A 12,200-nucleotide genomic window follows, 5' to 3' on the forward strand; every position below is an offset into this window, starting at 1 on the left:
AGGATGGCGCGAAGTCGAGGGGGAGCCTCGCCGCCAAAGCAAAGAGGATCAGCATGAGCGATACCATCAAGGCCAGTCCGACGACCGTCGAGATCATCCGGCGGGAGAACTGCTTCAAGGGGTTCTACCAGCTCGATCGCCTGCATTTGCGCCATGAGCTCTTCGCCGGCGGCATGGGCAAGGAGATCACTCGCGAAGTATTCGTGCGCCACGATGCGGTCTGCGTCCTGCCTTACGATGCCCGGCGCGATGAAGTGGTCCTGCTGGAGCAGTTCCGCGTGGGCGCCATGCTGGGTAATGCCGACAATCCATGGATGGTCGAACTGGTCGCCGGTCTGATCGACAAGGATGAACAACCGGAAGAGGTTGCTCGGCGCGAGGCGCAGGAGGAAGCTGACCTGAATCTGCAGGCCCTGTGGCCGATCACCCGGTACTTTCCATCGCCGGGCGGCAGTAATGAATTCGTCCACCTGTACCTGGGGCGCTGCGAGACCGAGGGGGCTGGCGGCCTGTATGGCCTGGTGGAGGAGAGTGAAGATATCCGGGCAACGGTCTGGGCGTTCGAGGATGCCTTGCAGGCCGTGCGTGACGGGCGAATTGCCAATGCGGCGTCGATCATTGCCTTGCAATGGCTGGCACTGAATCGCGCTGAAGTGAGGGGGTTATGGTCGTAAGTCTGCTGCGTGAACGTTATCGGGTCGATCTGGTCGGGCTGCAGGCGGCCTGCGAGGCGAACTATGCCCGCCTGATGCGTCTGTTGCCCGAGATGCGCGACCAGCAGCAGCGTGCCCGGCGGATCGCCGTGACCCAGGGCGAGCAGATGCTCGGTGTACTGGCGCTGGAGGTTCTGCAGGACAACCCCTATACCACCACCCTGCTGGTTCGCCAGGAGCACAGCCTGCCCTGGTTGCCGGTGCCGGAACTGCAGGTGCAGGTCTATCACGATGCGCGCATGGCCGAGGTGATCAGCGCCGAACATGCCCGACGTTTTCGCAGCATCTATCCGTATCCGAACGCGGCCATGCACCAGCCGGACGAGAAGGCCCAGCTCAATGTGTTCCTCGGAGAGTGGCTGAGCCACTGTCTGGCCTGCGGCCATGAATTCGAAGCCGTACGCTAGTTTGGTGTTTCACAAGTACCGGTGAAAAAATCACGCACCTAACGCTCGTGCTGCGCGAGCTACTGAGGCGAGAATGTCTTCGGCCTTTTTGTGCCACCTGAACGGTTTCGGGTGCTGGTTGTAGGTCTCCAGATAGTGCTCAATCGAAGCTTCCAGATCTTTTACACTAACGTGCGCCTGTCGCTTGATCCACTTCTCGCTTAACGTTGAGAAAAAACGCTCGACCAAATTCAGCCAAGAGGCGGAAGTCGGCGTGAAGTGGATGTTGTAGCGCGGACGTGCCGCAAGCCACGCTCTGACTTTGTCGGTTTTGTGCGTTGCGTAGTTATCCATGATCAGATGAATCGGCATGTCATCAGGGACTGATGCATCGATTTCTTTCAGAAAGGCGAGGAACTCAGTGCTGCGATGCTGGCGCTTCAACCGACCGATGACTTCACCTGTTGCCACATCCAGAGCAGCGAACAGAGAGGTTGTTCCATGCCGTTTGTAATCGTGCGTGCGAGTTGCTGGGTTGCCTGGTGAGAGCGGTAATCCCGGCTGTGTGCGGTTCAAGGCCTGAATCTGGCTCTTCTCATCAACGCACAGCACCAGTGCCCTTTCGGGCGGATTCAAGTACAGACCAACGATGTCGTGAACCTTGTCGACAAACAAAGGATCTGTGGAAAGTTTGAAGGTCTTTTCCAGGTGCGGCTTAATTCCAAACGCGTGCCAAATGCGCATGATGCTGGCTGGAGAGAGGCCCGTCTCGCGGCTCATACGGCGCGTACTCCAGTGGCTGGAATCGTCGGGCTTACTTTGTAATACCTGATTCACCACTTGCTGAACTTGCTCATCCGAAATGGTGCGTGGCCGACCGGAGCGCGGTTCATCATTCAAACCTAACAATCCCAATTTAGAGAAACGCTGGCGCCATCGTGACACCACATCTTTGCTGGTGCCCAGGCGCTGAGCAATGTCGTTCCCTGACTCGCCGGCCGCACAGGCAAGGATTATCTTGGCGCGCAGGCATGCATCCTGGGCGCCCTTGCGAAGCTTGATACGGCGTAGCAGTTCCGCTTTTTCAGTTTCAGAAAGAGTGATAACAGTTGCTGGTCGGCCCATGTCGATACGCAACTCTTGATGAGTGGGTTTCTATGGAGCATAGACCAAGTTTTCCATGGTACTTGCGAAACACCACGCTGGGCTCGGTACGAAAACTGCCTGCGCGACGCTCATGCGGCGTTAAAAACACGCTCGCAATACTCATTCAGGGCCCTACACTCCGCTTGCCCACTTATTTTTGCCTCGCCTGATCGGCGCTCGGCGAGTTTTCGCACGGAGCCTGGGTTGTATCCGGCTAAATGTGAACTGTGCCCTGTTTCAGCCATTTCCTCTTTGCAAGTTCCCCGACCATAATTGCGCCCAACGCGGTTTTGAACGAACCGGTTCAAAACGGTCCAGCCAGTACTTCCCGGGAGAGCGCCTTGTCGAGCGTAGCCACTCAGTCGACCACCACGGATTCGGTGCTATTGGTGCAACTGTCCGACAGCCATCTGTTTGCCGAGGCGGACGGTACGCTGCTGGGCATGAACACCCGTGAGAGCCTGCAACGGGTGATCGATTGTGTCCTGGCCGAACAGCCTCGGGTCGACCTGGTGCTGGCCAGCGGCGACCTGTCCCAGGACGGTACGCTGGAGTCCTATCAGTGCTTTCGCCAGATGAGCGGGCGCATCCCGGCGCCGGCCCGCTGGTTCCCGGGCAATCACGACGAATTGCGGGAAATGGCCGAGGCGGCCAGCCACAGCGACCTGCTGGAGGCCGTGGTGGATATCGGCAACTGGCGCGTGACCCTGCTGGATTCCGCCGTGCCGGGTTCGGTGCCGGGTTATCTGCAGGACGAGCAACTGCAACGGCTGGTGCAGTCCTTGAGCGAGGCGCCGCAACGCCACCACCTGATCTGCTTCCATCATCATCCGGTGTCCATCGACTGCGCCTGGATGGAGCCGATCGGCCTGCGCAATCCGGAGGCGCTGTTCGCCGTGCTGGACCGCTTCCCCCAGGTCCGGGCGCTGCTCTGGGGGCATATCCACCAGGAATTCGACCAACAGCGCAATGATGTGCGGCTATTGGCCTCGCCCTCGACCTGCGTGCAGTTCGCGCCGGGCAGCGAGGACTTCAAGGTCGACGACAAGGCGCCGGGCTACCGCTGGTTGCGCCTGCATCCGGACGGACGGCTGGATACCGGTGTTTCGCGGGTGCAGGGCTTCGATTTCAATGTCGATTACGGCGGCACCGGTTACTGAGCTTCTCCAATATCGGTAGGAAATATCTCAGGGCGAGTCATGGCCTCGGACTCAGGCTAAACTGCGCGTCTTTGCCTGCGCGGTGTCGGGCGCCTTGAGCAGCCGGGCGACCTGAGCAAGGTCGCGCCAGTCTATGGAGAGCCTGCTTATGAAGAGCAACGAGATGACCGGTTCGATCCTCTATATCCACGGTTTCAACAGCTCGCCCGAGTCGCGGAAGGCCACGCAACTGATCGCGGTAATGACCCGCCTGGGCCTGGGCGAGCAATTGCGGGTCCCGGCGCTGCACCATCATCCGCGCCAGGCCATGCCTCAGCTGGAAGCCGCCATTGCCGAACTCGGTCGTCCGCTGCTGGTCGGCAGCTCGCTCGGCGGCTACTATGCGACTCACCTGGCCGAGCGCCATGGCCTGAAGGCCCTGCTGGTCAACCCGGCGGTCAGCCCGCACCGGATGTTCGACGGCCATCTCGGCCCGCAGCAGAACCTCTACAGCGGCGAAACCTGGGAGCTGACCCTCGACCACGTGACGGCCCTGGCCGAACTGGAAGTGCCGGCCCCCCGGGACCCGCAACGATTTCAGGTATGGTTGCAAACGGCCGATGAAACCCTTGATTATCGCGCGGCACAACAGTATTACCGGGCGTGTGCCTTGCGTATCCAGGCGGGCGGCGACCATGGTTTCCAGGGCTTTGCCGAAAAAATGCCGGCGTTGTTGAGCTTTGCCGGCATCGGTGCCGATAAGTACCAAGCGATCGATTTCTCTGTACTTTGAGAATGACCCCTATTCATAGACGACTGATGACGAGACCCCATGGCCACTCCCAGCGCTAGCTCTTATAACGCAGACGCCATCGAAGTCCTCTCGGGCCTCGACCCGGTGCGCAAACGCCCGGGCATGTACACCGACACCAGTCGGCCGAACCACCTTGCCCAGGAAGTCATCGACAACAGCGTCGACGAAGCCTTGGCCGGGCATGCGAAGTCGGTGCAGGTCATCCTGCACGCCGACCATTCCCTGGAAGTGTCCGACGACGGACGCGGCATGCCGGTGGATATCCACCCGGAAGAGGGTGTGTCCGGTGTCGAGCTGATCCTCACCAAGTTGCACGCCGGCGGCAAGTTCTCCAACAAGAACTACCAGTTCTCCGGCGGCCTGCACGGCGTGGGCATCTCCGTGGTCAACGCCCTGTCGACCCAGGTGCGGGTCCGGGTCAAGCGTGATGGCAACGAATACCAGATGACCTTCGCCGACGGCTACAAGGCCACCGAGCTGGAAGTGGTCGGCACCGTCGGCAAGCGCAACACCGGCACCAGTGTGTATTTCGCGCCGGACCCGAAGTATTTCGATTCGCCGAAATTCTCCGTCAGCCGCCTCAAGCATGTGCTCAAGGCCAAGGCGGTGTTGTGCCCGGGACTGCTGGTCAGTTTCGAGGACAAGGCCACCGGCGAGAAGGTCGAGTGGCATTATGAAGACGGCCTGCGTTCCTACCTGGTGGATGCGGTCAGCGGCTTCGAGCGCCTGCCGGACGAGCCGTTCTGCGGCAGCCTGGCCGGTAACAAGGAAGCGGTGGACTGGGCCCTGCTGTGGCTGCCCGAGGGTGGCGACAGTGTCCAGGAAAGCTACGTCAACCTGATCCCCACGGCTCAGGGCGGTACCCATGTCAACGGCCTGCGCCAGGGCCTGCTCGACGCCATGCGCGAGTTCTGCGAGTTCCGCAGCCTGTTGCCGCGTGGTGTGAAGCTGGCGCCGGAAGACGTCTGGGAGCGGATTGCCTTTGTCCTGTCGATGAAGATGCAGGAGCCGCAGTTCTCCGGGCAGACCAAGGAGCGCCTGTCGTCCCGTGAAGCCGCGGCATTTGTCTCCGGGGTGGTCAAGGACGCCTTCAGCCTGTGGCTCAACGCCAACCCCGAGCTGGGCATGCAACTGGCCGAACTGGCGATCAACAACGCCGGCCGACGCCTGAAGGCCAGCAAGAAGGTCGAACGCAAGCGCATCACCCAGGGGCCGGCGTTGCCGGGCAAGCTGGCCGACTGCGCCGGCCAGGACCCGATGCGCTCCGAACTGTTCCTGGTGGAAGGGGATTCCGCCGGTGGTTCGGCCAAGCAGGCACGGGACAAGGAGTTCCAGGCGATCCTGCCGTTGCGCGGCAAGATCCTCAACACCTGGGAAGTCGACGGCAGCGAAGTGCTCGCCAGCCAGGAAGTGCACAATATCGCCGTGGCCATCGGCGTCGATCCGGGCGCGGCGGACATGAGCCAGCTGCGCTACGGCAAGATCTGCATCCTCGCCGACGCCGACTCCGACGGCCTGCACATCGCGACGCTGCTCTGTGCCTTGTTCGTCCAGCATTTCCGCCCGCTGGTGGATGCCGGTCACGTCTACGTGGCGATGCCGCCATTGTACCGGATCGACCTCGGCAAGGAGATCTTCTATGCCTTGGACGAGGCCGAGCGCGACGGTATTCTCGACCGCCTGGTGGCCGAGAAGAAACGTGGCAAGCCGCAGGTCACCCGATTCAAGGGCCTGGGTGAAATGAACCCGCCACAATTGCGCGAAACCACCATGGATCCGAACACCCGGCGCCTGGTGCAGTTGACCCTGGACGATTTCGAGGCGACCTCGGAAATGATGGACATGCTGCTGGCGAAAAAACGCGCCGGCGACCGCAAGAGCTGGCTGGAATCCAAGGGCGACCTGGCGGAGGTCCTGGCCTGATGCGCAGAGCCCTTGCGGCGCTGTTGCTGCTGGTCGCCTGGCCGGCGTTCGCCGCTTCGCTCACAGAGCTCAAGCTGTTGTCCGAGCATCCGGTCGAAGGCATGCGTGGCGGCAACCTGTCCGGGTTGGCGCTGTGCGGCAAGACCTTGTGGACGGTCTCGGACCGCGACGACGATCGGCTCTACCGGCTGGATACCTCGAACCGGGTCTGGCAGGCCGAAGGCGTGCACCTGGAAGTGCCGTCGGTTCCGGCCAGCGGTTTGCCCTGGGGCTTGCAGGTACGCACCTGGGCGGCTTCGTTCGTGCGTGGGGGCGAGCTGGATTTCGAGGGTGTGAGCTGTGATGACGCGGGTAACCGCTATATCGTCAGCGAAGCCCATGCGGCGGTATTGAAGGTGCCCGAGAGCGGCGCGCCGGAATGGCTGAAAATCACTCCGAACCTGGTACGCCAGGCGCGGGGCAGTGGCATGTTGCTGCATTTTAATGCGATTTTCGAAGGCCTGGCCGTCAGCCCGGAGGGTGATCGCCTCTGGCTGGCGGCCGAGCGCGAGCGCCGTGGCCTGTTGCTGGTCAAGCGCCAGCAGACGGTGTGGGATTGCGATGGCGCCTGCGTGCTGCTCAGTGAGGGCGGTCGCGAGATGCAGCCGCCGCAGTTTCCCAAGGCCAAGGCGGCCACCCGGGACTTTGCCGATCTGTCATTGTTCGACGGCAAGCTGTTCACCCTGGAACGCAATGCCTACCGGGTCTGCCGGCGCGATGCGCGTAGCGGGCAGGTCGAGCACTGCTGGTCGTTTGCCGCCGAGGCACTGACCGCTCCGCGCCTTTACCCACAGAACTACGGCCTGGCCGAAGCCCTGGTGGTCGACGCCGAGGGGGCCTGGATCGGCCTGGATAACAACAACGGGGCTCGTGCCGATGGAGAGGCCCGACCGATTGTCTGGCGCTTCGCCGCGCCGGAAGGTGGCTGGAGCGGCGGGTCATGAGCCAGTCGGTGTTGTTGGACATGAGTGCTTTGAAAAAACCTGAACTCACCCAGCGTAGCGGCACTTTGCTGCTGCGCCAGACTACGAACTGATGAGGCCCGCATGAGCGACTCCCTTGATCTCAGCCTGGATGGCGTAGAACGCCGGTCATTGGCTGACTTCACCGAACAGGCCTACCTCAACTACTCCATGTACGTGATCATGGACCGTGCACTGCCGCATATCGGCGACGGCCTGAAACCGGTACAGCGGCGGATCGTCTACGCCATGAGTGAGCTGGGGCTGGATGCCGACGCCAAGCACAAGAAGTCCGCGCGGACCGTCGGTGACGTGCTCGGTAAATTCCACCCCCACGGCGATTCGGCCTGCTACGAAGCCATGGTGCTGATGGCGCAGCCGTTCAGCTATCGCTACACACTGGTGGATGGCCAGGGCAACTGGGGTGCGCCGGATGATCCGAAGTCCTTCGCCGCCATGCGTTATACCGAATCGCGGTTGTCACGCTATTCCGAAGTGCTGCTCAGTGAACTGGGCCAGGGCACCGCGGACTGGGTGCCGAACTTCGACGGCACCCTCGACGAGCCCGCCGTATTGCCGGCACGTTTGCCGAATATCCTCCTCAACGGCACCACCGGTATCGCCGTGGGCATGGCCACCGATGTGCCGCCGCACAACCTGCGGGAAGTGGCCAACGCCTGTGTGCACCTGCTGGACGAGCCCAAGGCCACCGTCGAAGAATTGTGCAAGTTCATTCCGGGTCCGGATTATCCGACCGAAGCGGAGATCATCACCCCGCAAGCCGACCTGCTGAAGATCTATGAAACCGGCCGCGGTTCGGTGCGCATGCGCGCGGTCTATCGCATCGAAGACGGCGATATCGTCGTGCATGCCCTGCCGCATCAGGTCTCGGGGGCCAAGGTGCTGGAGCAGATCGCCGCGCAGATGCAGGCCAAGAAGCTGCCGATGGTCGCCGACCTGCGGGACGAATCCGACCACGAGCATCCCTGCCGGATCGTGATCATTCCGCGTTCCAACCGGATCGATCTCGATGAACTGATGCAGCATCTGTTCGCCACCACCGATCTGGAATCCAGCTACCGGGTCAACATCAATATCATCGGCCTGGATGGCAAGCCACAACTGAAGAACCTGCGCACCTTGCTGGTGGAGTGGCTGGAGTTCCGGGTCAACACCGTCCGGCGCCGCCTGAAGTTCCGCCTGGACAAGGTCGAGAAGCGCCTGCACCTGTTGGACGGCTTGCTGATCGCCTACCTCAACCTGGATGAAGTGATCCATATCATCCGCACCGAGGAACACCCGCGGGCCAAGTTGATCGAGCGTTTCGCCCTCAGCGAGATCCAGGCCGACTATATCCTCGATACCCGTTTGCGCCAGTTGGCGCGGTTGGAAGAGATGAAGTTGCGCTCCGAGCAGGATGAGCTGCTCAAGGAGCAGGCCAAGCTGCAAGCGCTGCTGGCCAGCGAAACCAAATTGAAGAAACTGGTGCGTACCGAGCTGCTGGCCGATGCGCAAACCTATGGCGATGACCGTCGTTCGCCGATCGTTTCCCGTACCGAAGCCAAGGCGCTGTCGGAAAACGAACTGATGCCCACTGAGCCGGTAACAGTCGTTTTGTCGGAAAAAGGTTGGGTTCGCTGTGCAAAAGGCCATGATATTGACGCCACCGGTTTGTCCTATAAGGCCGGTGATGGCTTCAAAACCTCGGCAGCGGGGCGTTCCAACCAGTTTGCGGTCTTTATCGACTCCACCGGTCGCAGTTATTCGGTGGCGGCCCACACGTTGCCGTCGGCACGTGGCCAGGGCGAACCACTGACCGGTCGTCTGACACCGCCACCGGGCGCGAGCTTCGAATGCGTGCTGTTGCCGGAAGACGAGGCCTTGTATGTCATCGCCTCCGATGCCGGATATGGATTCGTGGTCAAGGGTGAGGACCTGCAGGCCAAGAACAAGGCGGGCAAGACATTGTTGAGCCTGCCCAACGGTTCCAGGGTGATGCCGCCCAAGCCGGTGGCTGACCGCGAGCAGAACTGGTTGGCGGCGGTGACCACCGAAGGTCGTCTGCTGATCTTCAAGATCAGCGACCTGCCGCAACTGGGCAAGGGCAAGGGCAACAAGATCATCGGTGTTCCTGGTGAGCGGGTCGCCAGCCGTGAAGAGTACGTCACCGACCTGGCGGTGATCCCGGACGGTGCGACGCTGGTGCTGCAGGCCGGCAAACGTACCTTGTCGCTCAAGGCCGACGACCTGGAGCACTACAAGGGCGAGCGTGGGCGACGGGGCAATAAACTGCCGCGGGGCTTCCAGCGGGTCGATGCGTTATTGGTAGAAGCTGGCAATTAAGCCGGTTTAGAGCGTTTGTCCTAGCTTTTTACCGCAGGATCGACGCTGCAACACTGGAGTCACGGCGCATATTCACGGATGATATGCGCCTCTTGGGTGCTCGCGTGGCGGTGTGCCCAAACGAATTTTCTGGATCAGACTGTGGCATGCCTTGTGGCGGCCACCTGGATGGGATGATGACTGTTCTGCGCCTTCCTTTTATGTTGCTGCTCACCGGTGTGCTCGGTTTGGCCGGCTGCAGCGTTCACCAACCGGTTTCTTTGTATCAATTGGACAGTGGCACGCCGGGCCAACCTCAACAAAGCACGGGCATGTCCGTGGTCCTGGGGCCCGTGTCCCTGGCTGATTACCTGCAACGCGAAACCCTGCTGCAACGCCAGCCGGATGGCAGCCTGACGGCGGCGACCGATGGCCGCTGGGCGGGCAGCCTGTCCTCGGACATCAATCAGTTGCTGGTTCGGCAACTGGCCTGGCGCCTGGATAGCCAGCGCGTGGTGCTGTCGCCGGCGACGCCGGGCACGACGCCGGATGTGCAGGTACTGCTGTCGATCACCCGCCTGGACTCCGGTGCCAAGCAACCGGCGATCCTGGACGCGCAATGGCGCTTGCTCGATCGGCGTGGGCAGGTGCGCGACAACCGCATCGTCCACCTCGAACAGCAACACGTCGGCACCTCGGCGGCGCAGGTCCAGGCCCAGGGCGAGCTGTTGCAGCGCCTGGCCGAACAGATGAGCGTGGCGCTCAAGCCGTTGGCCAACCAGCCACCCCTGGTGGAAGTACGCAAGCCTGCTGCCACGGCGGCACCTGCCAAGCAGGCTGAACCGGAGAAACCGAAGATCCCGATGGCTTCGCCGATCCGCACGGATATGGAAGTGTTTCGCTTCTGAGGCCCTGGTTTGAGGCCTGCATTCAAGATCAGGCGCCCGGACAACAAGCCCGTATCGACGCGTAGTACTGTTCAATCAAGGCCGAATGCGCCCCCTGTAGGAGCCGGCTTGCCGGCGATGGCGTCCGAACGGGCGCCGCATGGCTCAAGAGCTTCATCGCTGGCAAGCCAGCTCCTACACAAGCCAGTTCCTACACAAGCCAGTTCCTACACAAGCCAGGCTCCTACCGATCGTCGATCAGCTTTTGGCCCTTGTCTCGTGCATCCGCGCCAGTTGGCGTTCGAGCATCGACGGGTAAGGCTCCATCAGGCGTTCCACGCAGCAAGCGCCTTCAGGGCTGGCAATCGGACGGATACGCGCGCGCTGGCGGATCAGCGGATCGTCGCTGATCTGTCGTTCGACCAGCAGCAGGTTGCGGCTGTGCTGTGACAGCGCCAGGGCATCCTGGGCGGTTTCGGTCAGGAGCAGGTCGATCTGGCTCATGCCGAACAGCTCGTCTCCCAACGTAAGGCCAAGCTGCAGTTGCAGGGTGATGCCGCTGTCGGCGACTTCGATCTGCAGCTGGTGACCCAGCGCCCTGAGCAATTCGCCGCAGCAGATAGCGTTGGTCAGGTAGTCGTCGCCACTGTCCTCGGTATGGAACAGCATCAGCGTGCTGCCGTCATTCAGGGTGTGCAGTTCGCTCTGGTACAGCGAGGCGGCCTGGTCCAGGCAGTCGCGATAACGCTCCAGCAGTTCGGTCAGGCGCGCCCGTGGCAGGCGGCGCAACTGATCCTGGGCACCCAGTTGTACCGCGAGCACGGCACTGTGCTGGGGTTGTGCGGGCACGACCGGCTTGGGCGCGACGGTTGCCGCGGCGCGGGGGCTTTCCCGCAGGTCGGCGAACGGGTCTTCTTCATCCAGGTCCAGATCGTCTTCGGCGGTGCTGACGATATGCCGTGGTGCCGGCTTGGGCGCCGGGACCGCTGCGCTTTCATCGAAGCTCGGATCACGCAGGTTGCGGACCTGGAAGGCCGGTTCGTCTGGCTCTTCCTCGTAGTCGCTCTCGTCGTAGTCGATTTCCGGTTCGGGCTCGGGTTCCGGCTTGACCGGGGCAAAACGCGAGTGCAACTGGCGGGCGAGGTCGCCGATTTCGTCCTGGCGCTGGGTGGCCGGGGTGTGCTCGTCCATGTCCCGCAGCCAGACCCGCAGTTGCAGCAACGGCGTGGAGATATGCCGTCCCAGGCGCAGGCTCAGGGCCAGGGCCAGGGCCAGCAGGATCGCGCTGAGAATGCCCATGCTTTGCAGGCTGATGGTCATCGGCTGCTGGAACTGGGCCATGTCCAGGCTGATCCGCAGGTTGCCGGCGGTCACGTCCTGGAAGGTGATCCTGGTCTGGTAGACCCCTTCGGTCTCCCCCAGCAGGCCGCTTTTCGGGCGCTGGCCGGCCTCGGCGAGGATCCGGTTGTCGACGCTGTAGATCGCCGCATGGGCCACCAGCGGGTTTTTCGTCAGGTTGTTGAGCAGCACGTTGAGGCTGAGGATGTCGTTGGACACCAGCAGCTCGGTCGCGGACGTGGCGGTCTGGGTGGTCAGGCTCTGGCCGAGGGCGTCGGCCTGCTGGTGCATGGCCTCCTTGAACTGCAATCCCATCACGCAGGCGTAGATGACCAGTGCCAGCGCGACGAGAATCACGTTGTGGCTGGCGATACGCAATGCAAGCGGTACACGGCGGTGACGCAATGCCCGGAAGATCAGCAGGAAGAAGTTATCGGTTTTGACTGGCGTGGGCCGGTTCACTGAGCGCGGCTCTTTTGTCCGTGAAGTTGACGCGCAGTATAGCGAGAGGCCCTAGACCGGCAAAGCGCT

Annotated in this window: 10 protein-coding genes and 1 pseudogene; 9 read left to right on the forward strand and 2 right to left on the reverse strand. The window is 62.0% G+C overall.

What is annotated here, in order from left to right:
• Positions 1-53: 53 nt before the first annotated feature.
• Both HX851_RS21835 and HX851_RS21840 read left to right on the forward strand, forming a co-directional pair.
• Positions 54-674: an NUDIX domain-containing protein gene (locus HX851_RS21835; protein ID WP_177064488.1), complete on the forward strand. Its 621-nt coding sequence runs from the start codon at positions 54-56 to the stop codon at positions 672-674.
• Positions 665-1,120, forward strand: coding sequence for a DUF1249 domain-containing protein (locus HX851_RS21840; protein ID WP_177062767.1), 456 nt, complete (start codon positions 665-667; stop codon positions 1,118-1,120). Before HX851_RS21835 ends, HX851_RS21840 begins: the two co-directional genes overlap by 10 nt.
• A gap of 30 nt (positions 1,121-1,150) precedes the next feature.
• Here the strand turns inward: HX851_RS21840 and HX851_RS21845 are convergent, their stop codons facing one another.
• On the reverse strand, positions 1,151-2,224 hold the full coding sequence (locus tag HX851_RS21845; RefSeq protein ID WP_177062766.1) for an IS630 family transposase: 1,074 nt from the start codon (positions 2,222-2,224) through the stop codon (positions 1,151-1,153).
• 362 nt (positions 2,225-2,586) lie between these two features.
• Between HX851_RS21845 and cpdA the strand changes: the two genes are divergently transcribed.
• From cpdA to HX851_RS21880, 7 genes and pseudogenes are all read left to right on the forward strand, one after another.
• Complete coding sequence (gene cpdA, locus HX851_RS21850) at positions 2,587-3,405, forward strand: 3',5'-cyclic-AMP phosphodiesterase (RefSeq protein WP_177062765.1); 819 nt, start codon at positions 2,587-2,589, stop codon at positions 3,403-3,405.
• Between the two features lie 163 nt (positions 3,406-3,568).
• Positions 3,569-4,177: a YqiA/YcfP family alpha/beta fold hydrolase gene (locus HX851_RS21855; RefSeq protein WP_177062845.1), complete on the forward strand. Its 609-nt coding sequence runs from the start codon at positions 3,569-3,571 to the stop codon at positions 4,175-4,177.
• A 39-nt stretch (positions 4,178-4,216) separates the two neighbouring features.
• Complete coding sequence (parE, locus tag HX851_RS21860) at positions 4,217-6,121, forward strand: DNA topoisomerase IV subunit B (protein WP_177062764.1); 1,905 nt, start codon at positions 4,217-4,219, stop codon at positions 6,119-6,121.
• Positions 6,121-7,104 carry an esterase-like activity of phytase family protein gene (locus tag HX851_RS21865; RefSeq protein WP_177064490.1) on the forward strand — a complete coding sequence of 328 codons (984 nt, stop codon included), beginning with the start codon at positions 6,121-6,123 and terminating at the stop codon, positions 7,102-7,104. The genes parE and HX851_RS21865 overlap by 1 nt, the downstream gene beginning before the upstream one ends.
• Positions 7,105-7,112: 8 nt before the next feature.
• A pseudogene (locus HX851_RS21870) lies at positions 7,113-7,196 on the forward strand (TIGR02281 family clan AA aspartic protease); the annotation flags it as partial.
• A 10-nt stretch (positions 7,197-7,206) separates the two neighbouring features.
• Positions 7,207-9,465: a DNA topoisomerase IV subunit A gene (gene parC, locus HX851_RS21875; RefSeq protein WP_177062762.1), complete on the forward strand. Its 2,259-nt coding sequence runs from the start codon at positions 7,207-7,209 to the stop codon at positions 9,463-9,465.
• A 176-nt stretch (positions 9,466-9,641) separates the two neighbouring features.
• Positions 9,642-10,352 (forward strand): PqiC family protein, encoded by a 711-nt coding sequence (locus HX851_RS21880; RefSeq protein WP_497563405.1) that lies wholly within the window; start codon positions 9,642-9,644, stop codon positions 10,350-10,352.
• 237 nt (positions 10,353-10,589) lie between these two features.
• On the opposite strand, the gene HX851_RS21885 is transcribed toward HX851_RS21880, so the two are convergent.
• Complete coding sequence (locus HX851_RS21885) at positions 10,590-12,131, reverse strand: AhpA/YtjB family protein (RefSeq protein ID WP_177062760.1); 1,542 nt, start codon at positions 12,129-12,131, stop codon at positions 10,590-10,592.
• Positions 12,132-12,200: the final 69 nt, after the last annotated feature.

The sequence above is a fragment of the Pseudomonas gingeri genome (assembly GCF_013385635.1).
Taxonomy (GTDB): domain Bacteria; phylum Pseudomonadota; class Gammaproteobacteria; order Pseudomonadales; family Pseudomonadaceae; genus Aquipseudomonas; species Aquipseudomonas gingeri_A.